The sequence below is a fragment of the Kribbella lupini genome (genome assembly GCF_039529595.1).
Taxonomy (GTDB): Bacteria; Actinomycetota; Actinomycetes; order Propionibacteriales; family Kribbellaceae; genus Kribbella; species Kribbella lupini.
Window position 1 is genome coordinate 2,504,438 of record NZ_BAAANC010000001.1, and the last position, 26,284, is coordinate 2,530,721.

A 26,284-nucleotide genomic window follows, 5' to 3' on the forward strand; every position below is an offset into this window, starting at 1 on the left:
GGTGGTCTCTTGGTGTCGGGTGACGACGGCGCCGTCAGATGATTCCGCCGTTGGTGTAGATGATCTGGCCGTTGACCCAGCGCGCCGGGCCGGCCAGGAACGAGACGACCTCGGCGATGTCCTCGGGCCGGCCCAGCCGCTCGAGCGGCGGCATCTTGGCGAGGTTGTCGATCGTGGCCTCGTCCTTGCCGTCGAGGAACAGGTCGGTCGCCGTCGGGCCGGGCGCGACGGCGTTGACGGTGATGTCGCGGCCGCGCAGCTCGCGGGCGAGCACGAGCGTCATCGCGTTCACCGCGCCCTTGCTCGCCGCGTACGCCGAGTACGACGGGAACTGTAGCTTCGCCACCGAGGTCGAGAAGTTCACGATCGCGCCACCGGCGCGCAGCCGGCGTACGGCCTGCTGGGACACCACGAACGTGCCGCGGATGTTGGTGCGGTGCATCCGGTCGAGGTCGTCGAGATCGAGCGACTCCAGCGGGCTCAGCAGCATGATGCCGGCGGTGTTGACCACGACGTCGATGCCACCGAACTCCCGCTCGACCTGGTCGAACAGGGCCGTCATGTCGGCCTCGTCGGCGATGTCGCCGGTGACCGCGATCGCGCGTCCCCCGGCGTCCGTGATCGCCGCGACGGTCTCGTCGGCGCGGACCTTGTTGCCGGCGTAGTGCACGGCCACGGACTGCCCGTCGGCGGCCAGCCGCTCGGCGACCGCACGGCCGATGCCGCCGGACCCTCCGGTCACCAGTGCGACCCGGTTGTTGCTGTCGGTGTTCATCGTGGTCCGCCCCTCAGCTGGAAAGCGTTGTTCTGTTGCTCTCCAGCGTGGCCCCACCCGGCCTGGCGCGCGCCACGATGACGGCCGTGAACCCCACGAAAAGGGACACGGCCGCGGGGCCTAGGGCACGGTCGCCCCGGACGGGCGAGTCGAGCCGGCCGACCGGAAGCGGTGCTGGTACTTGAGCGGCGAGATGCCCAGCTGGCTGATGAAGACCCGCCGCAGCGCCTCCGACGTCCCGAAGCCGGACAGCTCCGCCGCGAGCGTGACGCTGTGCCCGGCGTTGAGGTGCGCCTTGGCCAGGTCGAAACGGATCAGCTCGAGGTACTTCGCGGGCGTCGTGTTCAGCTCCTCGTGGAACAGGCGGGTGAGGTGCCGGGGACTCACGCGGGCGAGCTCGGCCAGGGACGTGACGCTGTACGGCCGGGTCGGGTCGGCTTTCAGCTGGTCGACGACCCGGCGCAGGATCGGCGTACGAGGTCCTGGTCCCTGCAGCGTGGTGGAGAACTGGGACTGCCCGCCCGCCCTCTGCATGTACACCACGAGTGACTGCGCGACCACGCGGGTCATGTCCTGTCCGTGGTCTTCCTCGAGCAGCGCCAGGGCGAGATCGATCCCGGCGGTCACTCCGGCGGAGCTGTACGTCGTGTGGTCCTTCACGAAGATCGCGTCCGGCTGCACCGCGGTGGTCGGGTGCCGGCGGGCCAGCTCCTCGGTGTGCTTCCAGTGCGTGGTCGCCCGCTTCCCGTCCAGCAGCCCGGCCGCGCCGAGGATGAACGCCCCGGTACAGATCGACGCGATCCGACCCGACCGGTCGGCCAGGTGCACGGCCGCGTCGCGCAGCTCGTCGCGCACCGGCGTACTGGGAAAGACCTCTCCCCCGGCCACCAGCACGGTGTCGTACCGCTGCTCCGAGAAGGCCGACGCGTCGACCGGGATCCGCATCCCGATCGACGTCCGTACGTCGTTGCCGTCGGCCGACAGCATCGAGATCCGGTAGTCGGCCCCCGACAGGCACGCTTCGGCGAACACTTCCGACGGTCCGGCGACATCGAGCATCTTGGCGCCTTCGAACACCAGAACCCCCACCTGGTGGGGAGAAGTCGTCACCACGGCCGTTCCTTCCTCGAGCGGTCGACCCACCGCCTTCGGTGCTCCCGGCAACAGAACCCTGGCGGTGGCCGAAATCGAGGGATTCATGGCCCGGCGGCAGGGGCCCCGAAGGTGGTCCCACCAGCAGAGTAAGGCCATGACTCAGACCACCTCGAACCCGACCACCATCGCCGGCATCACGATCCCGGACAGCCCGCTCGCCGTCGAGGCCACGACGCTGATCCGCGAGACCACCACGCCACTGATCTTCCACCACTCCCGCCGCGTGTTCCTGTTCGGCAGCCTCCAGGCGCGCGCCCTCGGCATCACGCCCGATCCCGAGCTCCTGTACGTCGCGGCGCTGTTCCACGACACCGGCCTGGTCGCGCCGTACCGCAGCGACGACCAGCGCTTCGAGCTCGACGGCGCCGACCAGGCGCGGGCGTTCCTGCTGAACCACGGCCGCTCCGAGGACGACGCCCAGACCGTCTGGACCGCGATCGCGCTGCATACCACGCCGGAGGTCCCCTACAAGCTGGCGCCGGAGATCGCCGCCACCACGGCCGGCGTCGAGACCGATGTACTCGGTCTGCGTCTCACCAACCTGCAGGCGACCGAGATCGAGGAAGTCACCTCGGCCCACCCGCGTCCGGACTTCAAGCGGCAGATCCTGCAGGCCTTCACCGACGGCTTCAAGCACCGCCCCGACACCACCTTCGGCACCGTCAACGCCGACGTGCTCGAGCACTTCGTCCCCGGCTACCGCCACATCGACTTCGTCGACGTCATCCAGAACTCGACCTGGCCGGAGTGAGACACCCGTCAGTTGTTGGCGGTGCAGTCGAGGCGTACCTGGTCGGCGCCGACCAGGCCGAGCTGCACCGCCTGCGGCGGCATGACCGTGTTGATCGCCCAGTCCGCCGCGGTCCGCGTCCGGTTCCCGGGCAGGGAGAGCAGGTGGTAGCCGCGAGTGACCGCCTTGGCCGGCAGACCGGACAGCGGGATCCCCAGCGGGCTCGCGGCCGACTGCCAACCGCCGAGGTCGACCAGGAAACCGAGATCATGATGCTTGTACGGCGTCAGCTCGCCACCCTCCAGCGAAGCGGCCACGTTGTGCGCGACCAGCTTCCCCTGGCGCTGCGCGTGCTGCGCCGTCATCCCGGTGAACGACCCGGGCTGGGTGACGTCGGGAACGGCGGCACAGTCGCCGGCGGCGAAAACGTGCGCCCGGCCCTCGACGACGAGCGTCTCGTGGACCCGGAGTCGGCCGCGATCGGTGGCCAGCGAGAGCCCGTCGACCAACGGATCCGGCCGTACGCCGACGCACCAGACGAGCGACCGGGTGGGGATCTCCTCACCCTTCGTCATCCGCAGGCAGTCGGGCGCGGCGTACGCGACGGACTCGCCGGTACGGACTTCGACGCCGCGCTTGCGGAGGACCCGCTCGGCCGTCGACGACATCCGCGGATTGAGTCCCGGCAGGAGCCGGTCCGCGAGGTCGGCCAGCACCCAGCGCACCTTCTGCTCCCTCAGAGCCGGTAGCTGCCGTACGAGTCGTCGCGTGAACAGCTGCCCTTGGGCGGCGACCTCGGTGCCCGTGTACCCGGCTCCGACCACGACGAAGGTGCACCGCGCGTCACGTTCGTCCCGGTCCTTGGTCGCCGCGGCGAGTTCCAGCTGACGGGTGATGTGGTCGCGCAGGAACAGCGCCTCGGAGATGCTCCGGAACCCGTGCGCGTACTCCGCGACGCCGGGGATCGGCAGCAGCTTGTTGACGCTGCCCGACGCGAGGACGAGCCGGTCGAACTCCGTCGTACAGCGCTGTCCCTCCGGATCGACCCACTCGACCCCGTGCCCGTTGATGTCGACGCCGGTGACCGTGCCGAGCTTCAGCTTCACGTTCGGCAGCCGGTTGGGCAGTGACACGCAGATCCGGCGCGGCTCCAGCACTCCGGCCGCGACCTCGGGCAGCAGCGGGAGGTACAGGAAGTAGTCGGTCGGATTGATCAGGACGATCTCGGCGTCGGGCACGCTCCGCTGCAACCCCCGCGCCGCGTGATACCCCGCGAAGCCCGCCCCGACGATCACCACGCGTGCACCCTTCATGGGTGACCCCTCCCTTTCTCGTTCACCGACCGGATGGGTGGCTCAGGTCGGCCAGGCCGACGACCGGACCCGCTCGACCACGCTGAGCCGGCGGAAGTCCGGGACCAGCTCCGCCAGGATGTCAGCGTTCATCGTCCCGAAGGTGGTGTCCGGGCGATCCTTCAGCGCGTCGACGAACGTCTGGAGGAACTCGTGCTTGAAGTCCCCGCGCGGATCGGCCGCCGTCACCGCCGCCACCTCCGCGGGATCCAGCAGGTCGAGGCCGTACCCGATCGCGTCGGTCAGTACGCCGTACGTCGTGACGGCGATCTCCGGTCCCATCCGGGCGGGCACACCCGGCGTCGTGTGCAGCGCGATCGCCGTCCAGACGACGTCCGCGGCCGCCGTACCGAAGCCGTGGTCCAGCAGGAACCGCCGGGCGTGATCCGCCCCGTCCAGCTCGAACCGCTGCTCGGTCCGCGAGAACGGGGTGAGCAGACCGGCGTCGTGGAACAGCGCCGAGTAGTAGACCAGCTCCGGATCCGGCTCCAGCCCGAGCAACCGGGCGTGCATCATCGCGAAGGCGAACACCCGCCGCGAGTGCCGGTAGACGAACGGGCTGGTGTGCTCACGCGCCCACTCCGCGGCGTCGACCGCCGCCGGCGTCTCGGGGATCTGAACTGCTGGCGTGATCTCGGTCATGGACCTCGTACTTCCCGGTGTCGTCACGGCGAACGGTTCGCCCGCTCCCCACGGTGACTCACCCACCCTCCCCCGCGCCGCCCTCATCCGGCCATGAATCACACGCATCCGGACACGCCGGCCGGTACGCCGCCATCCGCCCGAATCACTTTTGCATAAGTTTGGCCCCGTCTCCGGTGGCACTTCACGGGTACCTGACCGGCGAAGTCAGATCGAGGATCCACCGATGCGAGGAGCAGCAATGAGCAACACCACGGAGTCGGTCGACGTCGATGTCGACGTCACCACCGCCTACAACCAGTGGACCCAGTTCGAGTCCTTCCCGCAGTTCATGGAAGGCGTCGACGAGATCCGGCAGACCGACGAGACCAGCACGCACTGGAAGACCAGCATCGGTGGCGTCACCCGGGAGTTCGACGCCGAGATCACCGAGCAGCACCCCGACGAGCGGGTCGCCTGGAAGTCGGTCGACGGCACCAGCCACGCCGGCGTGATCACGTTCCACCGCCTCGGCGACCAGCAGACCCGCGTCACCGCGCAGATCGACGTCGACCCCGAAGGCCTGGCCGAGACCGTGGCCGACAAGACCGGCATCATCTCCCGCCGGATCAAGGGCGACATGGAGCGCTTCAAGACGTTCATCGAGTCCCGGGGCACCGAGACCGGCAGCTGGCGCGGAGACGTCAGCCCCGGCCGCTGAGTCGAACGGCACCACGCGTCGACCGGCGGTGACGAGCTGCTCGCGGACAGGCGGGGTCCAGTCCACGAGCAGCTCGTCAGCCTGTCGCTTTCCGTCCTTGCGCTCTCCCATACCCTCCACACTGTGAGCATCCAGCAGGACTCCCTCGAACCAGACGTTCGTCACCTGGTCGGCATCGGGCTGCCAGGCCTCACCGTCAGGACCGTCACGCGGCTCGGTGCGGGCCTGGACAACGTCGCGTACGACGTGAACGGCGAGCTCGTGGTCCGCATCGCCCGCGAGCCGGAGTCGGTACGCCGGGAGGCCGCGCTGCTGGCCCGCGTCGGCGAGGTGAGCCCGCTTCCGGTGCCCGAGCCGATGTTCGTGCTGGAGGAGCACCACTGCCTGGCCTACCGGAAGGTCCCCGGTACGCCGCTCCTCGAGGTCCCGATCGACGACCGAGGGCGGGTGTCCCAACCCGTCGGCGCGCAGCTCGGCGCGTTCCTCGCCCTACTGCAGACGTCCGGCACCGATCGATGGACCGACCTGGTCGACGTCGACGACGAACCGCTGGCGGACTGGCGCGACGAAGCAGCAGACCACGTCACAGAGCTTGCCGAAAACCTGACCGCCGACCACCGCCGCCGGATCGAGTCCTTCCTGCGCGACCCGTCGCCGGAACCCTCGCGGGAGCTGGTCTTCTCGCACAACGACCTCGGCGTCGAGCACGTGCTCGTTGCGCCGGGCAACGACAAGGTCGTCGGCGTCATCGACTGGTCGGACGCCGCCCTCTGCGATCCGGCCCGCGACTTCGGCCTGATCCTGCGCGATCTCGGCCCAGCAGCCCTCGACGCGGCCCTCGGTCGGCACCCGGCCGGCGATCACCTCCGCGACCGCGCGTGGTTCTACGCCCGGTGCGCGTTGCTGGAAGACCTCCACTACGGCCTCACGACCAACCGCCCGGCGTACGCCGACAAGTCCCTCGCCGCGCTGGACCGGCTCTTCGCGCCGACCTCTTAGGCGTCACAAAGCGCCTGTCCCGTCGCCGCGCCGGCGACGGGAAAGGCGCGGCGAGACCGCGTCAGGAGTGCGGGCAGGTGTCCCGGTACTCCGCGATCCGGAGGTCGGGTGACGGCGCCGGGCACAGGAACTGCTCGTACCTGGTGTCGTTGTCGATGAACCTCTTCAGCCACGAGATGCTGTACTTCGCGATCGTCGTGTTCGAGCTGTTCGGCGTGAAGTGGGTCGCGCTCCGCAGCTCCAGGTAGGCCTTGTCGAGCGTCGACGGCAACGTGTTGTAGAACGGCGACGAGTGCGACGCCACCGGTGCGATCGTGTCGCCGTCCGCCCCGACCACGAGCGTCGGCACCTGGACGTCACCCCAGGTCTTGTCGGTGTGCCACCCGGTCAACGGGATCGCCGCCTGCAGCGCCGGCCGCTCGGCCGCGGCCCGGAGCGTGCCGCCACCACCCATCGAGTGACCCATCACGCCCAGCCGGGTCGCGTCGATCCGGGTCCGGACCGTACTGCGCTGGGTCAGGTAGTCCAGCGCCGCCAGCAACTGGTCGGCCCGGCTGTCGGGCTGGTCGTAGACCGTATCCGTGTCGATCGTGAACACGACGAAGCCCTGCGACGCCAGCCGCGGCCCGAGCCAGGCGATCGACGACTGCCGAGCGGTGAACCCCGGCGAGATGGCCACCGCGCCGAAGGTGCCGGCCGTGGTCGTCGTGGGGTAGTAGATCGTGCCACCGCCGAACCCCGCCACGGTCGACGAAACCGACGTGGACGAGGTCGCGAACGGCCCGCGGGAGGCCTCGATGCTGGAGTTGCTCGGCGCGGGACCACGTTCGTACGGGTTGTCGGCGGCCTGGCTCGGCGGCGCCGCGACGGCGACGGCACCCACCAGAGCTGCCGTCAGCGTCACTGTCGGAAGAACACTGCGAAACCTCACGTAACTCACACCCTTGATGATCGGGACGGATTCAGGTGGTCACTCGGTGTAACGACGTGCACTGTCATCCTCCGGCGTGCAGACCCTGCGCGCATCGGTGGAATCACCGGCTGACGAGGTCGATCTCCTCCGGCGTCGTCCGCTTCTCCTCGTACGGCGTCACCGCGCCGGTCTCGCGGTCGGTCACCCGCGGCTCCTGCAGCGTCTTGACGCTGCCGTCGGCGGCGATCTGGAACACCAGGGCACCGGTGTACCCGGCGTGGTCGTCCTTGCTGAAGGCGAACGGCGTCAGGCCGGGCCCCTTGAGCTCGCCCGAGGACATCGCGTCCATCAGCTTCTGCCGGGTCAGGTCGCGGCCGGCGGCCTTGAGCGCCTGCCCGAACGTGTACGCCTGCACCATCCCGTACAGCAGCGTGTCGGTGAACGGCTCCTTCGGGATGTACTTGTCGTGGATCCCCTGGAAGAAGGCGGTCCACGGATCGTCGGCCGCCCGCGAGCTCGGCAGGTACCGGGTGCCGATCACGCCGGCCAGCAGCGCGGCACCGGACACCTGGCTCCCGCCCTGCTTGGCGAACTGCTCGACCAGGCCGGTCAGCGTCGCGGGGTCCGCCCCGATGCTGCTCACCACCAGCTGCGGCTTGTAGCCGAGCTTCAGCGAGGTGAGGATCGTCAGCGCGGTGAAGGCGGGGATGCACTCGCACACCAGGACCTCGGCACCGGACGCCTTCAGCGCCGAGATCTGCGGGGTGACGTCGGTGTTGGCCGGGTCGTAGGTCTTGCGCGCCACGATCTGCGGCTTGATGAACTGGTCGAGACCCTTCTGGGTGTCGGCGCCGACGTCGTCGCCCTGGACCAGCAGGCCGACCTTCTTCCCGGCGTACTTCTCCTGGATGTACTGCCCCTGGACCTTGCCCTCACGGGTGTAGTCGACCTGGTAGCCGAAGGTGTTCGGGTGCTTGTCCGGCGAGTTCCACAGCAGCGCACCGGAGGACACCAGCAGATCCGGTACGCCTTCGGCCGTCAGGTAGTCGAGGACCTTCGAGTGCGTCGGCGTTCCCAGGCCACCGACGATGGCGAAGACCTTGTCCTGCAGGACGAGCTTCTTGACCACCTCGACGGTCCTGGTCGGGTTGTAGCCGTCGTCCTCGACCCGGTACGTGATCTTGCGGCCGTTGATGCCACCGCTGTCGTTGAGGTGGTCGTACACGGCCTTGGCGCCGACGGAGATCTTGCTGTACCCCGGCGCCGCCGGACCGGTGAGCGGTTGGTGCGTACCGATCACCACCTCGGTGTCGGTCACCCCTGGTGCTGCTCCTCCTTTGTCGGCGCCGCTGTTGGCCGGCGTCTCGCCGGCACCGCCGCATCCGCTGAGCACCAGCGCGGAAGCCAGGGCGACCGCGACGGCAGAACGCTTGTTCCTCATTGTTCTCCTCGTTGAGAGGGAACCGGGCGTCGCACCCGGCTCCGGACCTTGCGCAGGCCGCCTTGGATCCCCGCCGGGAAGGCGAGGACGATCACGATGAGCACCACGCCGTACAGGGCGAGCGGGAGGTTGTCGGACAGGTTGCTGCGCAGGTCGAGCAACTCGGCGAGGTCGTCGGTCCAGACCTGGACGTAGACGAGCGCGATCGCACCCCACAACGCGCCCCACAGGCTGCCGAGCCCGCCGAGGACCAACGCAGCGAGCAGCGACAGCGACAGCGCCGGAGTGAACGAGCCGGGCGCCGCCGTACCGAGCAGGAACGCCTGCAGACCACCCGCGAGTCCGCCGCACGCCGAGCTGACGAGGAACGCGAGGATCTTCGTCCGACCGACGTGGACGCCGGCGAGCGCGGCCGCCACCTCGTCGTCGCGGACTGCCCGCAAGGTGCGGCCCAGCCGGCCGCGGGCGAGATTCGCCAGCACCGCCAGGGCCAGCAGGACAGCTGCCCAGACGATCCACGCCTGCCAGCGAGTGGCCGGTACGGCGCCGAGTGCCGCGGGCTGACTGTTGACCGTGAAGCTCAACCCGTTGCTGCCGGCAAGCACATCCGGGAACCGTTGCGTGACCGCCGGAAGCCCGACCGCCAGCGCCAGGGTGGCGCCCGCCAGGTACGGCCCGCGCAACCGGGCCGCGGCGGCTCCGGCCAGCAGGCCCGCGACGCCACCCGCGACTGCCGCCAGCACGAGGTCGACCCAGATGGGAAGAGCCGGCACCCGCAGTACGAGAAGAGCGACCGTGTAGGCGCCGATGAACATGAACGCGCCGTGCCCCAACGAAATCTGCCCGTTGAAGCCGGTCAGCAACGCCAGACCGGCGACCGCGATCAGGTAGTAGCCGACGGTCGCGATCCGCAGGTTCGTGAACGGATCCGTGGCGACCGTGAGCAGGACCAGCAGCGCCAAGGCGGCACAGGCGGCAGCCAGGTGGACGGCAAAAGGCGGGAGTTTCCTCATGCGCGCCTCGCCGTGGCCCGGCCGAACAGCCCCGCGGGCCGGATCGCCAGCACCGCAACGAGAATCGCCAGTGCGGCCAGGGGTACCAGCTCCGGGCCGAGCAGGCCCGACACATACGACAGACCGATCCCGAGCGCCAGCCCACCGACGATCGTGCCGAGCGGATTGTCGAGCCCGCCGAGCACCGCCGCGGTCAGCGCGTAGACGAACACCTCGTCGAGCACCGTCGGCGAGATGAACGGCGGAATCGCGAGCATCCCGGCCAGCGACCCCACGGCCGCGGCCAGGCCCCAACCGATCGTCAGCATCACACCGACCCGTACGCCGAGCAGCCGCGCCACCTCGGGATGTAAGGCCGCCGCCCGCAGCCGCAACCCCAAGGCCGTGAACTTGAACAGCAGCAGGACCCCGGCCGCGGTGACGACCACCGCCAGTACGGCGAACAGATCGCTGGCCGAGAACCGCCCGCGGAAGTCGAACGGGTACGAGAACGCGTGCGGTTCGTTGGACCAGATCATCCCCGCGACCGCCTGCAGCACCAGCAACAGCCCGAGCGTCACGATGATCGCGCTGAGCTCCCCCGCGTTGCGGAGCGGCCGGATCAGCAGCCGCTCGACCGCGACCCCGAGCAACGTGCCCGCCACGACGGCGACCACGAACCCGAGCCAGTAGCTGCCGGTGCTCTTGGTCACGGAGTAAGCGAGATAGCCCGAGATCAACGCGAGCGCGGGCTGCGCGAAGTTCACGACCCGCGTCGCGCGGTAGATGATCACCAGCGACAACCCCAACGCGGCGTACACGGCCCCACTGGACAGGCCGGCCACGGTCAGGTTGAGGAAGGTGGTCACCGTGCTCCCCTCAGGCCGAGATATGCATCGCTCAACTGCTCGTCAGCGAGCAGCGAGGCCGCGTCGTTTGACGCGACCAGCTCGCCCAGGCCCAGCACGAAGCCGTGGTCGGCAACCGACAACGCGCTCCGTGCGTTCTGCTCGACCAGTACGACGGTCAGGCCGGTGTCCGCGCGGAGGTCACGCAGTACGGCCATGATCTTGGCGGTGACCAGCGGCGCGAGGCCGAGCGAAGGCTCGTCCAGCAGCAGCATCCGTGGCCTGCCCATCAGCCCTCGGCCGATCGCCAGCATCTGCCGCTCGCCTCCGGACAAGGTCCCGGCCGGCTTGTCGAGCCGCGGCGCCAGCGGCGGGAACAGCTCGAGGGTCGCGCCCAGGGCGGCGGCGCGGTCCTCTCGATCTGCCCGCCACAGCGCGCCGAGCCGGAGGTTCTCCGCGACCGTGAGCTCGGGGATGACGCCGCCGCCCTCGGGAACGTGCGCGATCCCGGACCGTGCGATCCGGTCGGCGGGCAGCCCGGTGAGGTCCTGGCCGAAGGCGGTGATCCGGCCCGCGGTCGGCCGGATCAGGCCACTGACCGTCCGCAGGAGAGTCGTCTTGCCTGCGCCGTTCGCACCGAGGACGGCGGTGATGCTGCCCTCCTCCACCCGCAGCGACACGTCGGAGAGCGCACGGACGAGTCCGTGGTGAACGGTCAGTGCCTCGATCTCAAGCACTGGGCCTCTCCCCGGGGGCAAGACCCAGGTAGGCATCGGCGACGGCAGGATCGGCCCGTACGTCGTCCGGCGAGCCGGTCGCGATGACCTCGCCGAAGTCGAGCACCACCACCTCGTCGCAGACGCCCATCACGAGATCCATGTGGTGCTCGACCAGTACGACGGCGGTGGCGTCGGTCAACGCTCGGATCCGGGCAGCCAGTTCGTCCGTTTCCGCCATCGACAAACCGCTCGCGGGCTCGTCGAGCAGCAGCAGCTCCGGCTCGGACACGAGCGCCCGGGCCAGCGCGACCCGCTTGCGCGAGCCGTACGGCAGCGCCCCGGGAAGGTGGTGGCGGACGTCGGCGAGATCGAGCTCGCGCAGCAGCCGGAGCGCTCGGCTGCGCAGCTCCCTCTCGTCGCGAGCAGCTCCCGCCGTACCGAGCAAGGCCGCGATCGAGCCCGTCCGGGCGAACCCGCCGGCGCCGGCCATCACGTTCTCGAGCACGGTCAGACCGCCGAACAGGCCGAGCCCCTGCAAGGTGCGGGCGATGCCGAGCCTGGCCAGCTGGTCCGGCCGATGCTTGCCCAGCGGCCGGCCTTTCCAGCGCAGGTCGCCCGCTTCCGGCCGGACGAAGCCGCAGATCACGTTGAAGAGCGTCGTCTTGCCGGCGCCGTTGGGGCCGATCACGCCCAGGACGCTGCGCGCGGCGATGCTCAGCGAGACGTCGCGCAGCGCGACGAGTCCGCCGAACCGGACCGTGACTCCGCTGACGTCGAGCACCTTCTCGGGGAAGGGGATCGTCATCTGGCTCCTTCCCGCTGGCGATGGTGTGCAGCAGTCTGGGCGGATCGCTCGGGGCCGGCATCGGTACAACCACCAGTCGTGCGGCCCCGAGGTAATTCCGTACCAGCTCTTCCCAGCCCGGGCACGGCGACCAACACTGTGCGGTATGGCTGCCGAGGTCGTACTCCGCGGACGGGACCAGGAGTCCGCCGCGGTGCAGGAGGTCCTGACGGCGGCGCGTTCCGGCGTCGGCTCGGCCTTGGTGATCACCGGGGGCCCTGGCTCGGGCAAGTCGTCCTTGCTGCGCAGCGCGTCGACCGCGGGCTTCCGCGTGCTCACGGCTCAAGGCGTGCCGGCCGAGTCCGCGCTCGAACCCGCCGGCCTGCATCGGTTGCTCCACCCGGTGGCCGATCGGCTCCCCCAGTCATTGCGGAAGGCAACGGGTCTGGCGGCGGGGTCGCCGGCCACTACCTTCGTGCTGCAGACCGAGCTGCATCGGCTGCTGTGTGAGCTGGCGGCCGAGCAGCCGGTCCTCGTCCTCGTCGACGACGCGGGTCTGCTCGACCGGCCGTCGCTGGAAGCGCTGGCGTTCGTCGCCCGTCGCGTCAGCGGCCACCAGCTCGCCGTACTGTTCACGCTGGAGCCGCATCGTGGCGAGAATCCGCTGGCCGGTCTCCCGGCGCTGGCCCTGCGGCCGTTGGACGATCCGGCGGCGACGGAGCTGCTCTCCGACTTCACTCCCCTGGGCCTGTCGGAGGATCTCGCCGAGGACATCCTCCACCTTGCCGGCGGCAACCCGCTGGCGCTGACCGAGCTGGCGTCGTCCGAACCAGCAGGCCGGTTGCCGCAGGACAGCCTGCTGCGGGCTCACCTTCGAGCCCGCTTCCGTGCCCTGTCCCCCGACGCCCAGCAGCTCGTCCTGCTCGCGGTGGTCGACGAAGACCTCGAGTTCGACACCGTGGTTCGCGCCGAGCTCGACGCTCTGGACGAGGCCCGCGACAGTGGGCTGCTGCTGGTGCAGGGCGATCACGTCGGGCTGACTCAGCTGACCCGGTTCGTCCTGCGTGCCGAGGTCTCCTCGAGCGAACAGCGCCAGGCCCACGCGGTGCTCGCGACCGTGCTCGATCCCGAGCAGCACACCGCACGCCGGCTGTGGCATGAAGCGATGAGCCGTACGGCGCTGAGCCGCGCGCAGGCCGGCCACCAGGCTGACGAGCTCGGTGCCGCGGCGGCGCGCTCACGGCGTACGGGCAACTATCCGGTCGCGTCGGCGGCCTCGCAGCGCGCCGCGACGCTGGCGGTGTCGCCGCAGGACAAGGCCGCGCACCTGATCGCCGCCGCGGCCGATCAGTGGTCGACAGGCAAACCCCGGACGTCGCGCGCGATCCTTCGGGAAGCAGCCGTCCACGTCCGGGGTCCCGAGCTGCACGGGCTCGCCGACTTCGTCCGCGGCGGCGTCGAACTGGGCGACAGCGCACCCAGTACGGCGGTCCGGAGCCTGCTCAGGGCGTCCGGCGAACTGCTCGACTCGCACCGGACGCTCGCCGTCACCGCGCTGGTCTTCGCCGCCGAGGCCGCCAGCATCGCGGGCGACCAGGCCGAGCACGCCGGCACCGCCGCTCGCGCGGCCGCGCTTCGCCGCGCGGACGAACCGCCCGTCACGGCACTGATGTTCGACCACCTCGAAGGCATGGCCGCCACGTTCGCCGGCGACCATCCGGCCGCCCGGGCCGCGCTCGATCGCGCCGTACGGCTGTCGAGGGAGCTGCCCGATCCGCGGTCGAAGATCTGGGGCAGCCAGGCGGCGTATGTCCTGGGCCGCGCCGGCCGTTCCTTCGAGCTCGCCACCCAGGCGGTGGCCGTCGCGCGCGACACCGGGATGACCTCGCTCGTACCGTGGGCCCTGGTCTACAAGTCGCTGTCCGCGCTCCTGCTCGACCAGCACTCGATCGCGCTGGACTGCTCGCTGGAAGGCGTCCGCGAAGCGACGTCGATGGGCCAGCCCAACACCGTGGTCGACCACCTGACGATCCTCGCGCTGATGGCGGCGCTGCAGGGCGACAAGACCACCGCCGTCCACCGGTTGCACCTGGCCGCCGCCGACGTGACGCGCCGTGGCCTCGGCCGTCCGAGCACCTTCGGCTCGTGGACGCTGGCGTGCGTCGACCTGGTCGACAACCGGCCCGCCGACGCGCTCAACCGCCTCCGCCTGCTCGCCGTCGACACCGGCCGGGTGCACCCGGGCATCAAGGTGATGACTGCCCCGCACTACGTCGAGGCCGCGGTGGCCTGCGGCCGGCAGGCGGCGGCGACCAAGGTCCTGCGGCAGTACGAGGGCTGGGCGACCAGCACGGGCTGTCCGGCCCGGCTGGCGCTCTCCCACCGTTCGCACGCCTTGCTGGCCGGCGCCGCGCCTGCAGCCGACGAGCACTTCCGCGAAGCCATCCGCCTTCATCGGGTCGGCGGTACGCCGATGGAACTCGCCAAGACCGAACTCTTCTACGGTCACCGCCTCCGTCGCGACCGCCAGCCGAAGGCCGCCCGTCAGCACCTGCGCGACGCGCTCCAGATCTTCCAGCAGTACGACGCCGCCCACTTCGTCGCCCTGGTCCGCGCCGAACTACGAGCCTCCGGCGACACCATCGCCCCCACCCGGCCGACCCCCACCGCTGACCTCACACCGCAACAGTCCCAGATCGCCCAACTCGTCGCCGAAGGCGCCACCAACCGCGAGATCGCCGCGCAACTGTTCATCAGCCACCGCACGGTGGAACACCACCTCCGCAACATCTTCACCCGCCTGGACGTCCGCTCCCGCGTCGAACTCGCCCGCTTGCTGGGCTAAGCCTTCGCGTAGAAGGGCAGGAGAATCTCGGCGAGGCGATCAGGTGCCTCCATCGCGACGAAGTGCCCGATGCCGTCGATCACCGCCGAGCTGACGTCGGTGGCGACCTGGGCGAAGGTGTTCGGCGTGAAGTCGCCGGACGAACCGCCGATCGCCAGCACCGGCATCTCGAGCTTCCGCTGCGCCAGCTCCTTGATCTGATCTCCTTCCGACAGCAGCGACCGGTAGAGACCGGCCGCGCCGGCCCACGCGTTCGGCCGCGCGTACGAGCGGACGAGTTCGTCGATGTCGTCGCTGTTGAAGGCGTCGGGGGTGCCGCTCATGGCCGGGATCGCGTAGTCGGCGAGGAAGGCTCGTTCACGACCGGCCAGCAACATGTCGGCGATGCCGGGCGCAGCCAGTACGCCGATGTGCCACGCGCCGCCGTGCGTGACGTCGCCCAGCATCTCGACGCCGAAACCGGGCAGGCCTGTCTCGATGGCCGTGACGCTCCGGACCAGCTCGGGGTGCGTGGCGGCGACGCGGTAGACGGTCGCGCCGACGACATCCTGACCGCTCAGGTGAACCGGACCCACGTCCAGCGCCGCGATGAGTTCGCTCAGGTCGGCCGCCGCGGTCTCGCTGTCGTGCTGACCCCCTGCGACCTCGGAGTCTCCGAAGCCGCGCAGGTCGACGGCGAAGACACGATGCCGCTCGCTCAGCAAGGGAATGACCTTGTGGAACACCCACCAGGTCTCGGGAAACCCGTGCACCAGGACCACAGGCGACCCCCCGCGTCCGGACGCCACGTAGTGCAGCCGCGTCCCGTTCACGTCGGCGGTGTGATGGGTGATGCCGGGCAGGGTGGCACTCATGGTCGACTCCCGATTAGACAACATTGTTGTCCATCACAATAGACAACAATGTTGTCGTTGTCGAGGTCTCGGCCCTAGGGTGAAGCCATGTCACGCTCTGGCGCCAATCTCGCCCTGCTGATGCTCGGAGGCTTTCGTTCGCTGGTCGACGCGGCCACGATCGAGCTGGCCAACCGCGGCTACGACGACGTACGCCCGCTGCACGACTTCGCCCTGCGAGCCGTCGCCGCCGGCGCCGACAGCGCCTCGGAGCTCGGCCGGCGCATGTCGGTCACCAAGCAGGCAGCAGCCAGGACGGTCGCCACCTTGGAGGAGCGCGGGTACGTCGTACGAACGCCGGACCCTGCCGACGCCCGACGGATGCGCATCGAGGTCTCCGACCGGGGATTCGCGGTGCTGCAGGAAGGCGAGGGCATCTTCGACGACCTCCGCACCCAGTGGCAGCAGCGAATCGGCCCCGAGAAACTTGCGGAGCTCGAGTCGCTGCTGACCGAACTGGTCGGACCGCAACCGGTCCGCTTCGACACCCCCGGCTGGCTGGCCCGAGACCTCGGAGAGTCGACCTAGGTCTCTTCCCGCGTCTGCTCGGCCGGAGTCCATCTCCTGGCTGTGCAGTGGGAGCGGGTGAACAGGTGTGAGAGGAGACCTCAGGACAGCTCGGAGAAGAAGGCGGTGAGGTCCTCGGCGAGCAGCTCTGGTTCCTCGCGGGCGGCGAAGTGGCCTCCGCGGGGCATGGGGGTGTAGCGGGTGAGGTTGTAGGTTCGCTCGACCCATTCGCGAGGCGCCCGGCCGCCGAGGTCGTGGGGGAAGAGCGCGATCGCGGTCGGCACTTCGACGCGTTCGACGGCCGGGCTGACGCCTTGGGCCCGCTCGTAGTACGGCCGGAACGACGTCGAGATCGTGTTGGTGAACCAGTACAGCGACGCCTGGGTCAGCAGGAAGTCGTCGCCGAAGCGGCCGGCCGGGTCGCCGTCGCAGTCGCTCCAGGCGCGGTACTTCTCGAGGATCCAGGCGAGCAGGCCCGACGGGGAGTCGGACAGGCCCTGGGCGAGGGTCAGCGGGCGGGTCTGCTGCTGGTGGGAGTAGCCGCGTTCGGCCTCGAACCACGCCTGCTCCGCGGCGAGATAAGCGCGTTCGTCGTCGGTCAAGCGAGCTGCGTCGTAGCTCTTCGGTCCAGCGGCGTCCAGGAGATGTACGCCGACCACCGCCTCCGGATGGGCCTGCGCGAGCAGGGTGGACTCACCCGCACCCAGGTCAGAGCCGTGGACGCCGTACCGCTCGAAACCGAGCACGTCATGCATGAGCCGGTGCCAGAGTTCGGGGGTCAGCGGAGCCTGGTCGAGGGTGGGCCGCTGCGGAGAGAATCCGAACCCGGGCAGGCTCGGGACGACAACGGTGAACGAGTTCTCCGCGCTGCCGCCGTACCGCGAGGGCGAGGACAGCCGGTCGGCCAGCTCGGTCAGTTCGAGGAACGAACTGGGCCAGCCGTTGGCCAGTAGGAGCGGTAGCGCGCCGTCGCGCTCGGCGTCGAAACGCAGGTAGTGAACGGACGTGTCGCCGACCTCGGCGAACCCGGACGGCAGGGCATTGATCGCCGCTTCGTGCTTGCGCCAGTCGTACGCCGTGGACCAGTAGCCGACCAGCCGGCGCAACTCGTCGCCGTCGGTACCGGCCTTCCAGGCGTCGACCGGCCAGGGCTTCGCCCACCGCGTCCCGCGCAGGCGTGCGCGGAGGTCGTCGAGGTCGGCGTCGGACACCGTGAGTAGCTGTTGAGGGCTTGGCATCTGCTGCATCCTTTCCATCGACACCATTGAAACCTAACAACGGTGTCGCTCCATTGCAACACCTGTATCTGTGTACAGTGGTGTCGTGGATGGCTTGGACGTGATCGTCGAGTTCCTCAACACGGTCGACCAGCGATCGTTCAGTCGGCACGGCCAGAGCCATGTCGGCGGCGAGCGGCTGGCGTCGCCCGCTGACCTGGCGGAGTGCGACATCCTCACGGCCGGTGACGAGCTGGGCCCGGAGGATCTGACGGACGCCATCACCCTCCGTACGGCGCTGCGCCAGTCGCTGTCGGGCGAGATCGATGCCTCCAAGGCCCTCGCGGACTACCCGCTTCAGCTCGCGCCCGACCACTCGGGCGGGCTGCGAATCGCTGCCCAGTCGGGCAGACCATGGCTCGACGCCATCGTCGAGACCGTGGTCGTGGCCGTGGGCCGCGGAGAGTGGAGCCGAGTCAAGCTGTGCGCGGCGCCGGACTGCCGGTGGGCCTTCCACGACACCTCGCGCAGCGGTCGCGGTCGCTGGTGCGACATGAACATCTGCGGCAACCGCCACAAGACCCGCGTCTACCGCGAGCGCCGTCAGCAGGCCGGCTGATCCGCTGTCACAGATCCGCGGCGTGCCCTGTCTTGATGACTGAGCGGGCCATCCTTGGGGCCCGCACCGCGCGAAAGGATCTGCTGTGCCAGCTGCCCGGCCCGGGACGGAGTCGGCGAACAACTCGGTAGGCGACGACACGGCGCTGGCGGCGGAACTGCCGGGCGACTTCACCAGCGCGTACGCCGAGGTGAACGGGACCACGTTGCACTACGTCGCCGGTGGACGTGGAGCACCGCTGGTACTGCTTCCGGGATGGCCGGTCACCTGGTGGGAGTTCCGCAAGATCATGCCGATCCTGGCGCAGCGGTACCGCGTGATCGCCGTCGACTTCCGGGGCATGAACCTGTCGGCGAAACCACGGTCGGGCTACGACAAGAAGACGATGGCGCGGGACGTCCTCGAGCTCGTCCGCCACCTGGGCTACTCGACCGTCAACCTCGCCGGGCACGACATCGGCGCCATGGTGGCGTTCAGCTACGCCGTCAACTTCCCCGATGCCGCCACCAAGCTGGCTCTCATGGAGGTCGGCCACCCCGACTCCAGCCTGTACGACCTGAAACTGCTCCCCCAGGGACAGGCGCCGAACCTGTGGTGGTTCGCGCTCAACCAGCTCCACGGCCTTCCCGAGCACCTGCTGGCCGGTCGCATGCGGTACGTCGTGGATCACATCTTCGACTCCCACCTTGCCGACCGGAGCAGGCTCGACGAGCGCGACCGCCAGATCTTCACCCGGGCCTACGACCCGGCTGATGCCATCCGGGCCGGCGACGGCTGGTTCCAGGCCTTCGAGCAGGACGTCTCGGACTTCGCCGAGTACGGCAAGGTGACCGTGCCGATGCTGGGCCTGGCGTCGCCGGCGAACTACGCGGCTGTGCAGAGCGTGTGGCCGCGGCAAGGCGAGGACGTCCGCGTGGTGAAGATCGACGACACGGGCCATTTCCTGCCCATCGAGCAGCCTGAGGCGGTGGCCGGCGCCCTGGTCGACTTCTTCGGTTGACCCCGCCTGATCGACCACCCGCTGAAGCCGGCCGGGCACGACTCGGCGGCGGCAGCGTGCCTAAGTTTGCGCCTGAACTTGTGCGGGGTACGAGATCATGGACTGGCCCACTCAGGGAGTGGGCCGACCCGATCGAGCGTGGGTGGGAGGCCCCTGCTGTGTCACAGACTGATTCCTCGGCCGAGGCGTTCGGCCGACTGGCGGCTGAGCTGCAGGCCGCCGAGGGCGTGGAGCTGACCGTCGAGACCGTCGTCCAGTACGCGCTCCAGGCAGTGTGGTGCGACTACGCCGCGGTGGTGCTGATCACCAAGGGCCGGCGCCCGCAGATCATGGCCCTGACCGACCCCAGACTGGCCGACCTCTACCGGCACCAGATCGACGCAGGCGCCGGGCCGATGATCACCGCTCTCGAGGAGCGCTCGGCGCTCCTGATCCCCGACGTGGAGACCGAGACCCGGTGGGCGCCGCAGTGGAGGGAGCAGATGCTCGAAGCCGGGATCCGGTCCGCGATGCACCTGCCCCTGCTGGTCGCCGGCCGGCCCGAAGCGGTCCTCGCCCTCTACAGCACCAAACCCGACGCTTTCAGCGCCGACGACCTCGACGTCGCCCACATCCTGGCCCAGCACAGTTCCGCGGCGATCGCTTCGGCCCGGCACGTGGACACTCTTACCGAGGCGATCGACGCCCGCCGGCTGGTCGGCCAGGCGATGGGCATGCTGATGGAGCGCTACCGCCTCGACGAGATGCGGGCGTTCGAGGTGCTCCGGCGCTACTCGATGGACAACAACTGCAAGCTGCGCGACGTCGCCCAGGAGCTGATCGACACCCGCGAACTGCCCTCGTCCCCTCCACGCGCTGACCAGCGGGCACCGAGATCCGCGGGGTGAACCCGAGCGCCTTCTCTAGTCGAGAGTGGCGCTCGGGGCGACGAAGACGACCTTGCCGTTGATCGGGGCGTCGGCGGCTTCGGCGTGCACCTGCGCCAGTGCGGCCAGCGGCACCCGCCGGGTCTCGCCGAGGTGCAGCTTGCCGGCGTCGAGCAGGCTCACCAGCTGGGCGAGCTCTTCGGCGTCGGGACGGAAGAACAGATTGACTCCCCGTACGCCGCGAGCCTCGTCGGACGCCGCGGGCATCCACACGGTCGTGTTGACCAGTACGCCGCCGTCCCGGATCACCGCGGCCAGGGCGGCCATCTGCTCCGGGGGGATCGGGGCGAAGTTGAGCACCACGTCGACCGGCTCGGACAGCTCCGGGATCCCAGGGCCGTGGATCTCGTCGGCGCCGGCCGTCTTCGCCTGCTCGGAGCTGCGCGGGCCGGTCGTGGCGATCACGTACGCGCCGGCATTCTTGGCCAGCTGCACCGCGTACACGCCGACGGCGCCGCCCGCTCCGTTGATCAGCACCCGCTGGCCCGCGGTCAGCTCCGCGTGGTCGAACAGCGCCTGCCACGCGGTGAGCCCGACCAGCGGTAGTCCGGCGGCGTCCTCCAGCGGGACGCTCGTGGGGGCGGCCGCCAGAATCCCGGCCGGGGCAACGACGTACTCGGCGGCGGCGCCGGTACTGGTCAGCGGCAGAGCGCCGACGACCCGGTCACCGATGGCGAAGCCGGTCACGTCCTCGCCGAGCGCGTCGACCGTGCCCGCGATGTCGAGGCCGGGAGTGTGCGGCAGCTGGACCGGGATGGGTCCCTGCATGACACCGGCGCGGATGTTGCCCTCGACCGGGTTGAACGACGTCGCCGCCACCCGGACCCGGACCTCACCGACGCCGGGGACCGGCTGGTCGGTGTCCTCGTAGCGCAGGACTTCGGGGGCGCCGTACTCGTGGAAACGCACTGCCTTCATGACGAGCCTCATCTCTGGGAACGTTGTGCTTCGAATTCGAAGCACTTCTCCACCATAGCGCGCTTCGAATTCGAAGCAAATAGGTATGGCCGTGATAGCGGTCTCAGCCGGCCAGGGTGGCCGTCGGCCGGTAGGAGCTTGACTTGCTCAAGCCTGGCGCAGAACGAGAAGCGGGTGAATGCTCTCCTGATCCATGGCACGACAGACCATGGACAAGAGCTTCAGCTTCGGCTCACGCCTCGCGCCGTCAGCCGCCGGAGCTTCGCCTCACTCGGCGATCCGGGCTCGGCCATGAAGACCAGCAGGTCCTGGCCCTCGTCGGGATCCACCAGCCGGCGGCTGTACAGCTCCAGCTCGCCCAGTTCCGGGTGCCGGTAGCGTTTGAGCTCGTGGTGATGGGTGACGTCGACCTCGTGCCGCCGCCAGACCTCGGCGAACTCGGGGCTGACCGCCAGCAACGCGTCGACGATCTCCCCGGCGGTGCCCGCCGGATCGGTCGTGTACGCCGCCCGCAGGTCCACGACGAAGACCCGGCCGCGGACGTCGTGGTCCTCGGGCGGGTAGATGGCCCGCTGGGACGGGTCGGTGAACCAGCGGTAGACCAGGTAGCGCGACAGGCCGTCGTACCGGGTGTAGTCACCGAACAGCGCCATCGCCGCCGGGGTCTGCAGCAACGCCTCACCGAACCGCGAGAACACGATCGCGGGCGTGTCCGAGAGCTGCTCCGCGATGGTCCTGATGGCCAGACCGACCCGGTCGTCCGGCGGGGTACGCCGCGGAGCCGCGTGCCCACCGAGGGCGAACAGGTGTTCGCGCTCACTCGGGCTGAGCCGCAATGCGCCGGCGACAGCGGCCAGTATCTGCTCGGACGGCATCGGACCGCGCTCCTGCTCGAGCCGGCTGTAGTAGTCAGCCGACATGCCCGCCAGCACCGCGACCTCCTCGCGCCGCAGCCCACCGGTACGACGCCGGCTCCCCCGCGGCAGCCCCACCTCCTCCGGCTGCAGTGCCGCCCGGCGAGCCCGGAGAAAGTCCGCCAGCAGCGCGCGATCCATCGCTCTCCCCTGCCTCAGCCGGCCTGGTTGCGCCGGGCCCGAGGCTTGGCCGACCGAGGCGGAGCGGCGCGCATGTGGTCGCGGATCTTGCCCAGGACGGAGTTGAGGGCGGCGACGTCGTCGGCGGTCAAGGCCTCGAACAACAGGTGCTGGACGCGGTCGACGTGCCCCGGAAGCACCTGAGCGACCAGGTCACGGCCGGCATCCGTCACCGCCACGATGACACTGCGCTCGTCGTCGGGCGACGGCGAACGGGTGATCAGGCCGCGCTTGTCCAGCAAGCCCGCCTGATAGGTCAGCCCACTGCGGCTGTACACGACACCGTCGGCCAGGTCGGTCATCCGCAGCTTGCCTTCGGGCGAATCGACGAGCCGAGCGAGAACCTGGAACTGCACATAACTGAGGGCGCCGTCGACGCGCAGATGCTCGTCGACGGCGTACTGAAGAAGGTTGCTGACCTCCACCAGAGCGAAGTACGCGCCCAGCTCCTCCGCCCTCAGGCCCGGCGCTGCTTCACTCATCCTGCGATCGTACCTGCTTTGAATTCGAAGTTGTCCACGGCGGAGAGTCAGCGGGAGAAGTGCGTGACCACCCGATCCAGACGCACCCCGTCAACGGTCAGGTCGACCTGCTCGTTCAGGAACGCGACCAGCCCCATCACCGGGCGCAGCGCGACCGTGGGGAAGTCGTACGACCAGGCGATGTCGGGCTCGCCCCCCGCCGACCAGTACTCGCTGGTGCGCCCCTTGTACGGGCACTGCGCCCGCGTCGGGCTGGGGGTCAGGTGCTCGAAGTTCACCGCGTGCCGAGGGAAGTAGTACCGCGTCGGCAGCCCCGTCTCGAACACCATCACCGTGGCGTCGGACTCGGCGAGCACGATCCCGTCGAGCTCCACCCGGACCCGACGCGACGAGCGCATCGGATCGACCCGGTGGTACGGACTCCTGGGATGCACCCAGACCTGGTCGTCCTCCTCGAACCAGGCGTCCATCGCGTCCCACTCGAACGTCACCCGCCCGGGAACCAGCCCGTCGTCGTACACGCGGGCCCGTCCGTGACCGGCCTCGTGGATCCGGGCCAGGCCACGCTCCTGCTGCTCGGTCTCCCCGGTGTACCGCAACAAGCCGGGCGCCACGTCCTCGACGGGGATGTAGTACGCCGGGTAGCCCGGCCATTCCCACAGGTAGAGCGCGTTGGTGGTGTCGACGACGCAGCGGTTCGCGAGGGTCGCCCTGATCCGGCGCGGGACCGGCGCGATGTGGTCCACCGGCACGATCATCGGAGGGAAGTCGGTCACGACAGGGTCCTCTCATTCGTTCTCGAGCCCGCCAGCCGGTACTGCGCCGACGAGCATGCTCACGAAGGAAGACCAGACAGCGATGGCGCCTGTGACCACAGGTGTTCTGCCGCGCGTGGAACAGCAGCGCCCCGCGGTGTGTCGGTCGGGCGCGGGGCGCTGCTGGTCTGGGTGCGCCGGTCAGGCGAGGACGAAGGGACCGGCGTCGATCAGGAGGGACGGGACGACGACGCTGTCCATGAAGGTCTGGTCGCAGATCTCGCGGTCGGTGCCGACGGCCAGTACGGCGTTCAGGACCTCGTCCATCCGGAAGGTGAAGCGCAGCTGCGGGTGCCAGGCAACGAGTTTGCCGTTCTCGGCCCAGTACGTCGCGTCGCGGGTGGTGCCGGTGACGAGGGTCTGCGTGGGGTGCAGGACCCTGAGGTAGTCCAGCCGGTTCACGACCAGGCCGCTGCCGCACTCCTCGAGCAACTCGTCCTCGGTCGACTCCCCCGCGTCGAGCAGCAGGTGCGACGGCACGGGATCACCGCCGAATCGCCAGCCGTCCGGGACCGCGTGCCCGGTCGGTACGCCGCCGGTCAGGTCCGCGCGGCGGCGGTCCGACACGACCCCGCTGAGCACGCCCCGCTCGATCAGCGGCGTACGGCGACGGACGTTGCCCTCGGCATCGAAACCGCTGAGCAGTCCGGCCGGGTCGGTGGCGTCGTCGGTCAGCGTCAGCAGCTCGCTGACCACCCGCTCCCCCATCCGGCCGCTCACCGCCGAACGCCCGGTCGCGTAGTGGTGCGCGCCGAGCGCCCAGAAACCGTAGGTCGCGATCAGGCTGTTGACGGCCTGCGGCTTCAGCAGGACCCGGCAGGACCCGCGGTACGCCTCCCGGACGGGCAGCGGAGCCAGCGCCGACCGCAGGCGGTCCGCGATCTGGTCGACCGCGATCTGGTCGGCGTCGCGGTGCACCAGCTTGACGCTGGCGGACTGCTCGCCCTGCTTGGCGATCGCCTGGATCGAGGCCTTGGTCAACGTCTCGGACCGGAACAACCCGGCCGAGTCGGCGACCACGCGGTCGTGCACGTCGTACCGGATGGCGCCGCCGAGCTTCATCGAGCCGTCGAGCCCGTCCCGCACCTGGGTGAACCAGCGGTGACGGACGGCGGGATCCGCACCGACCACGGAATCCGCAGCTGACGCGAGCTCGCTCGAAGGCTGCTGGGCCGGCGGATGCTGCTCCGCCGGACGATCGGCGGCCGGCAACTCCGCGAGAGCCGCGTCGAGGCGGGCGGACAACGCCCGTACGGCGTCCGCATCGAGCGTCTCCAGCGTGCCCGCGGCGGCACGCCCCGCGCGGTTCACGCGGACCCGCACCCGAAGCCGGCGCTCGCTGTGCTGGGCGGTGATCTCGGACTCGGCGTACCGCAAGAGGTCGGTGTTCTCGCCGAGGACGTCGAGCCGGGTGCCTTCACCGAGGATGGTCAAGGCCTGCTCGATCTGGGTCTGTTCGATCGTCATCGTCCCACCTGCACGTTCTGGAAGCGGCCGGGAACCGTGCCGTGACCGATGTGGGCCACCTGCAACGGTTCGCCCTTGTTGCAGGACGGGACGCCGTGGATCTTCCACTCGTCCGGTCCGCCGAGCGCGTCGAGCGAACCCCAGAACCGGGGGGTGTCGCTCTGGTAGCTGCAGTTCTTCAGCAGCCGGCCGACCTTGCCGTCGCGGATCTCCCAGCCGACCTCGGTGGTGAACCGGAACGACATCCGCTGGTCGTCGATCGAGAACCCGCGGTTGGTGTCGACCAGGATCCCGCGCTCGGTGCCGGCGATCATCTCCTCCAGCGAGGACTCCCCCGGCTCCAGACAGATGTTCGTCATCCGCACGAGCGGCAACCGCTGCCACCCGTCCGCCCGCGACGCGCCGGTCGACTCCGCCTCCAGTGCGGCGGCCGACTCCCGGCCGGACATGTAGCCGAGGAAGACGCCGTCCTTGATCAGCTGCGTGCGCTGAGCCCGGACACCCTCGTCGTCGTACCCGAAGGAACCCAGGCCGCCGGGGATCGTCGCATCGGCGTACGCCGAGACGATCGGCGAGCCCCACCGGTAGCTCCCGCGGCGTTCCGGCGTCGCGTAGGTACCACCCGCGAGGCTGGCCTCGGTACCGAGCGCCCGGTCGGCCTCCATCGGATGGCCGGCGCACTCGTGCAGGACCATCGCCAGTTGGTTGCCACCAGCAATCAACGTGGTGATCTCGTCCGGGCACTGCGGGGCGGTCAGCAGCGCGACCGCCTCGGACGCGACCCGGGCCGCGTTCTCCACCAGGCCGAGCGACTCGACGTGCTCCCAGCCCGCGGTGGCGAAATCACCCCGCTGACCGCGGATCTGGCGCGGCACCCCCTGCGGGAACGAGCGGCGCTGCAGGTCGTTCCCATTGCCGGCGTTGACCAGCAGCCCGCCACCGCTCTCGGTCAGGGTCTGCTCGATCAGCGCGCCCTCGGTATTGGCGAACACCTTGTGGTCGCGGTAGAAGTCCACGGAGGCCTCGATCTGCTGGACCAGCGGTCCGGCGGTCGAGGCCTCCTTGACCGTCGCCGACAACAGGTCGAGCTTGGTCGACAGGGCGACCTCGAACGGGTCGATCTCCAGCGGTGACGACCAGGTCGCCCGGGTCGTCACCGGCGGGCCGAGCGCGACGCGCCCGCCGCCCCCGGCCGCACGGGCCTGACCCACGGCCTGGGCGATCACGGTGTCCAGGCCGTGCGGGTCCAGCCGGTGCGTGGCCGCGAAACCCCAGTGGCCGGCGACCACCACGCGCAGGCCGAGACCGAGTGAGTCGTCGTACCCGACCTCACCCGGCCCCTCGAGCTCGACCAGCACCTGCTCGTGGGTGCGGTGCACGACCCGGACGTCGGCGTAACCGACGTCGGCGGGGAGTAACGCGAGCAGGGCTTCGGCGATGTCGCGCATCGG

Annotated in this window: 26 protein-coding genes; 8 read left to right on the plus strand and 18 right to left on the minus strand. The window is 69.9% G+C overall.

What is annotated here, in order from left to right:
* Window positions 1-34 precede the first annotated feature (34 nt).
* Together ABD235_RS11530 and ABD235_RS11535 are read right to left on the minus strand one after the other, a co-directional pair.
* Window positions 35-775, minus strand: a complete 741-nt coding sequence (locus ABD235_RS11530; RefSeq protein ID WP_344172936.1) for an SDR family oxidoreductase — start codon at window positions 773-775, stop codon at window positions 35-37.
* A 120-nt stretch (window positions 776-895) separates the two neighbouring features.
* The gene (locus ABD235_RS11535) at window positions 896-1,885 is read right to left on the minus strand and encodes a GlxA family transcriptional regulator (protein WP_344172938.1); all 990 of its coding nucleotides are present in this window, start codon (window positions 1,883-1,885) and stop codon (window positions 896-898) included.
* A gap of 139 nt (window positions 1,886-2,024) precedes the next feature.
* Here ABD235_RS11535 and ABD235_RS11540 point away from each other — a divergent pair, with 139 nt between their 5' ends.
* On the plus strand, window positions 2,025-2,681 hold the full coding sequence (locus ABD235_RS11540; RefSeq protein WP_344172940.1) for an HD domain-containing protein: 657 nt from the start codon (window positions 2,025-2,027) through the stop codon (window positions 2,679-2,681).
* Between the two features lie 8 nt (window positions 2,682-2,689).
* Here the strand turns inward: ABD235_RS11540 and ABD235_RS11545 are convergent, their stop codons facing one another.
* Both ABD235_RS11545 and ABD235_RS11550 read right to left on the minus strand, forming a co-directional pair.
* Window positions 2,690-3,973 (minus strand): NAD(P)/FAD-dependent oxidoreductase, encoded by a 1,284-nt coding sequence (locus tag ABD235_RS11545; RefSeq protein ID WP_344172942.1) that lies wholly within the window; start codon window positions 3,971-3,973, stop codon window positions 2,690-2,692.
* Between the two features lie 42 nt (window positions 3,974-4,015).
* Window positions 4,016-4,654, minus strand: coding sequence for an HD domain-containing protein (locus ABD235_RS11550; RefSeq protein ID WP_344172944.1), 639 nt, complete (start codon window positions 4,652-4,654; stop codon window positions 4,016-4,018).
* Between the two features lie 241 nt (window positions 4,655-4,895).
* Here ABD235_RS11550 and ABD235_RS11555 point away from each other — a divergent pair, with 241 nt between their 5' ends.
* Together ABD235_RS11555 and ABD235_RS11560 are read left to right on the plus strand one after the other, a co-directional pair.
* On the plus strand, window positions 4,896-5,354 hold the full coding sequence (locus ABD235_RS11555) for an SRPBCC family protein (RefSeq protein ID WP_344172946.1): 459 nt from the start codon (window positions 4,896-4,898) through the stop codon (window positions 5,352-5,354).
* 123 nt (window positions 5,355-5,477) lie between these two features.
* Window positions 5,478-6,353, plus strand: a complete 876-nt coding sequence (locus ABD235_RS11560) for a phosphotransferase family protein (protein WP_344172949.1) — start codon at window positions 5,478-5,480, stop codon at window positions 6,351-6,353.
* Between the two features lie 61 nt (window positions 6,354-6,414).
* On the opposite strand, the gene bdeA is transcribed toward ABD235_RS11560, so the two are convergent.
* From bdeA to ABD235_RS11590, 6 genes are all read right to left on the minus strand, one after another.
* Window positions 6,415-7,293, minus strand: coding sequence for a bis(hydroxyethyl) terephthalate hydrolase (gene bdeA, locus ABD235_RS11565; protein ID WP_486336032.1), 879 nt, complete (start codon window positions 7,291-7,293; stop codon window positions 6,415-6,417).
* Between the two features lie 94 nt (window positions 7,294-7,387).
* On the minus strand, window positions 7,388-8,707 hold the full coding sequence (locus ABD235_RS11570) for an ABC transporter substrate-binding protein (protein ID WP_344172953.1): 1,320 nt from the start codon (window positions 8,705-8,707) through the stop codon (window positions 7,388-7,390).
* A complete protein-coding gene (locus tag ABD235_RS11575) occupies window positions 8,704-9,720 on the minus strand; it encodes a branched-chain amino acid ABC transporter permease (protein WP_344172955.1) in 1,017 nt (338 codons plus the stop codon). The genes ABD235_RS11570 and ABD235_RS11575 overlap by 4 nt, the downstream gene beginning before the upstream one ends.
* Window positions 9,717-10,568 carry a branched-chain amino acid ABC transporter permease gene (locus ABD235_RS11580; RefSeq protein ID WP_344172957.1) on the minus strand — a complete coding sequence of 284 codons (852 nt, stop codon included), beginning with the start codon at window positions 10,566-10,568 and terminating at the stop codon, window positions 9,717-9,719. The genes ABD235_RS11575 and ABD235_RS11580 overlap by 4 nt, the downstream gene beginning before the upstream one ends.
* Window positions 10,565-11,284, minus strand: coding sequence for an ABC transporter ATP-binding protein (locus ABD235_RS11585; RefSeq protein WP_344172959.1), 720 nt, complete (start codon window positions 11,282-11,284; stop codon window positions 10,565-10,567). Before ABD235_RS11585 ends, ABD235_RS11580 begins: the two co-directional genes overlap by 4 nt.
* Window positions 11,277-12,071: an ABC transporter ATP-binding protein gene (locus ABD235_RS11590; protein ID WP_344172961.1), complete on the minus strand. Its 795-nt coding sequence runs from the start codon at window positions 12,069-12,071 to the stop codon at window positions 11,277-11,279. The genes ABD235_RS11585 and ABD235_RS11590 overlap by 8 nt, the downstream gene beginning before the upstream one ends.
* A gap of 145 nt (window positions 12,072-12,216) precedes the next feature.
* Between ABD235_RS11590 and ABD235_RS11595 the strand changes: the two genes are divergently transcribed.
* Window positions 12,217-14,895, plus strand: a complete 2,679-nt coding sequence (locus ABD235_RS11595; RefSeq protein ID WP_344172963.1) for a helix-turn-helix transcriptional regulator — start codon at window positions 12,217-12,219, stop codon at window positions 14,893-14,895.
* On the opposite strand, the gene ABD235_RS11600 is transcribed toward ABD235_RS11595, so the two are convergent.
* A complete protein-coding gene (locus ABD235_RS11600) occupies window positions 14,892-15,749 on the minus strand; it encodes an alpha/beta fold hydrolase (protein ID WP_344172965.1) in 858 nt (285 codons plus the stop codon). The two genes, ABD235_RS11595 and ABD235_RS11600, sit on opposite strands and share 4 nt — an antisense overlap.
* A gap of 87 nt (window positions 15,750-15,836) precedes the next feature.
* Here ABD235_RS11600 and ABD235_RS11605 point away from each other — a divergent pair, with 87 nt between their 5' ends.
* Window positions 15,837-16,316 (plus strand): MarR family winged helix-turn-helix transcriptional regulator, encoded by a 480-nt coding sequence (locus ABD235_RS11605; protein ID WP_344172967.1) that lies wholly within the window; start codon window positions 15,837-15,839, stop codon window positions 16,314-16,316.
* An 80-nt stretch (window positions 16,317-16,396) separates the two neighbouring features.
* Here ABD235_RS11605 and ABD235_RS11610 read toward each other — a convergent pair whose 3' ends face one another.
* Window positions 16,397-17,533, minus strand: coding sequence for an epoxide hydrolase family protein (locus ABD235_RS11610; protein WP_344172969.1), 1,137 nt, complete (start codon window positions 17,531-17,533; stop codon window positions 16,397-16,399).
* 85 nt (window positions 17,534-17,618) lie between these two features.
* Here ABD235_RS11610 and ABD235_RS11615 point away from each other — a divergent pair, with 85 nt between their 5' ends.
* The 3 genes from ABD235_RS11615 (at window position 17,619) to ABD235_RS11625 (ending at window position 20,018) form a co-directional block, all read left to right on the plus strand.
* Window positions 17,619-18,131 carry a CGNR zinc finger domain-containing protein gene (locus tag ABD235_RS11615; RefSeq protein WP_344172971.1) on the plus strand — a complete coding sequence of 171 codons (513 nt, stop codon included), beginning with the start codon at window positions 17,619-17,621 and terminating at the stop codon, window positions 18,129-18,131.
* Between the two features lie 85 nt (window positions 18,132-18,216).
* Window positions 18,217-19,131: an alpha/beta fold hydrolase gene (locus tag ABD235_RS11620; RefSeq protein WP_344172974.1), complete on the plus strand. Its 915-nt coding sequence runs from the start codon at window positions 18,217-18,219 to the stop codon at window positions 19,129-19,131.
* A gap of 158 nt (window positions 19,132-19,289) precedes the next feature.
* Complete coding sequence (locus tag ABD235_RS11625; RefSeq protein WP_344172976.1) at window positions 19,290-20,018, plus strand: GAF and ANTAR domain-containing protein; 729 nt, start codon at window positions 19,290-19,292, stop codon at window positions 20,016-20,018.
* Between the two features lie 15 nt (window positions 20,019-20,033).
* On the opposite strand, the gene ABD235_RS11630 is transcribed toward ABD235_RS11625, so the two are convergent.
* The 6 genes from ABD235_RS11630 to ABD235_RS11655 all read right to left on the minus strand — a co-directional run bounded on the left by ABD235_RS11630 (window position 20,034) and on the right by ABD235_RS11655 (window position 26,281).
* Window positions 20,034-20,975: an NADP-dependent oxidoreductase gene (locus ABD235_RS11630; RefSeq protein ID WP_344172978.1), complete on the minus strand. Its 942-nt coding sequence runs from the start codon at window positions 20,973-20,975 to the stop codon at window positions 20,034-20,036.
* A gap of 221 nt (window positions 20,976-21,196) precedes the next feature.
* The gene (locus ABD235_RS11635; RefSeq protein ID WP_344172980.1) at window positions 21,197-22,030 is read right to left on the minus strand and encodes a helix-turn-helix transcriptional regulator; all 834 of its coding nucleotides are present in this window, start codon (window positions 22,028-22,030) and stop codon (window positions 21,197-21,199) included.
* Between the two features lie 14 nt (window positions 22,031-22,044).
* Complete coding sequence (locus ABD235_RS11640) at window positions 22,045-22,551, minus strand: MarR family winged helix-turn-helix transcriptional regulator (RefSeq protein ID WP_344172982.1); 507 nt, start codon at window positions 22,549-22,551, stop codon at window positions 22,045-22,047.
* Between the two features lie 47 nt (window positions 22,552-22,598).
* Complete coding sequence (locus ABD235_RS11645; protein ID WP_344172984.1) at window positions 22,599-23,327, minus strand: DUF427 domain-containing protein; 729 nt, start codon at window positions 23,325-23,327, stop codon at window positions 22,599-22,601.
* 180 nt (window positions 23,328-23,507) lie between these two features.
* Window positions 23,508-24,833 carry a metallopeptidase TldD-related protein gene (locus ABD235_RS11650; RefSeq protein WP_344172986.1) on the minus strand — a complete coding sequence of 442 codons (1,326 nt, stop codon included), beginning with the start codon at window positions 24,831-24,833 and terminating at the stop codon, window positions 23,508-23,510.
* Window positions 24,830-26,281 (minus strand): TldD/PmbA family protein, encoded by a 1,452-nt coding sequence (locus ABD235_RS11655; RefSeq protein WP_344172988.1) that lies wholly within the window; start codon window positions 26,279-26,281, stop codon window positions 24,830-24,832. The genes ABD235_RS11650 and ABD235_RS11655 overlap by 4 nt, the downstream gene beginning before the upstream one ends.
* Window positions 26,282-26,284 lie beyond the last annotated feature (3 nt).

Excerpts from the sequence above, each read along its gene's own strand:
- ABD235_RS11640 (WP_344172982.1), bottom strand. The coding sequence starts at position 22,551 with ATGAGTGAAGCAGCGCCGGGCCTGAGGGCGGAGGAGCTGGGCGCGTAC.
- ABD235_RS11630 (WP_344172978.1), bottom strand. The coding sequence starts at position 20,975 with ATGAAGGCAGTGCGTTTCCACGAGTACGGCGCCCCCGAAGTCCTGCGC.
- ABD235_RS11570 (WP_344172953.1), bottom strand. The coding sequence starts at position 8,707 with ATGAGGAACAAGCGTTCTGCCGTCGCGGTCGCCCTGGCTTCCGCGCTG.
- ABD235_RS11610 (WP_344172969.1), bottom strand. The coding sequence starts at position 17,533 with ATGCCAAGCCCTCAACAGCTACTCACGGTGTCCGACGCCGACCTCGAC.
- ABD235_RS11555 (WP_344172946.1), top strand. The coding sequence starts at position 4,896 with ATGAGCAACACCACGGAGTCGGTCGACGTCGATGTCGACGTCACCACC.
- ABD235_RS11575 (WP_344172955.1), bottom strand. The coding sequence starts at position 9,720 with ATGAGGAAACTCCCGCCTTTTGCCGTCCACCTGGCTGCCGCCTGTGCC.
- ABD235_RS11600 (WP_344172965.1), bottom strand. The coding sequence starts at position 15,749 with ATGAGTGCCACCCTGCCCGGCATCACCCATCACACCGCCGACGTGAAC.
- ABD235_RS11605 (WP_344172967.1), top strand. The coding sequence starts at position 15,837 with ATGTCACGCTCTGGCGCCAATCTCGCCCTGCTGATGCTCGGAGGCTTT.
- ABD235_RS11550 (WP_344172944.1), bottom strand. The coding sequence starts at position 4,654 with ATGACCGAGATCACGCCAGCAGTTCAGATCCCCGAGACGCCGGCGGCG.
- ABD235_RS11545 (WP_344172942.1), bottom strand. The coding sequence starts at position 3,973 with ATGAAGGGTGCACGCGTGGTGATCGTCGGGGCGGGCTTCGCGGGGTAT.
- ABD235_RS11540 (WP_344172940.1), top strand. The coding sequence starts at position 2,025 with ATGACTCAGACCACCTCGAACCCGACCACCATCGCCGGCATCACGATC.
- ABD235_RS11655 (WP_344172988.1), bottom strand. The coding sequence starts at position 26,281 with ATGCGCGACATCGCCGAAGCCCTGCTCGCGTTACTCCCCGCCGACGTC.
- ABD235_RS11530 (WP_344172936.1), bottom strand. The coding sequence starts at position 775 with ATGAACACCGACAGCAACAACCGGGTCGCACTGGTGACCGGAGGGTCC.
- ABD235_RS11650 (WP_344172986.1), bottom strand. The coding sequence starts at position 24,833 with ATGACGATCGAACAGACCCAGATCGAGCAGGCCTTGACCATCCTCGGT.
- ABD235_RS11635 (WP_344172980.1), bottom strand. The coding sequence starts at position 22,030 with ATGGATCGCGCGCTGCTGGCGGACTTTCTCCGGGCTCGCCGGGCGGCA.
- ABD235_RS11590 (WP_344172961.1), bottom strand. The coding sequence starts at position 12,071 with ATGACGATCCCCTTCCCCGAGAAGGTGCTCGACGTCAGCGGAGTCACG.
- ABD235_RS11595 (WP_344172963.1), top strand. The coding sequence starts at position 12,217 with ATGGCTGCCGAGGTCGTACTCCGCGGACGGGACCAGGAGTCCGCCGCG.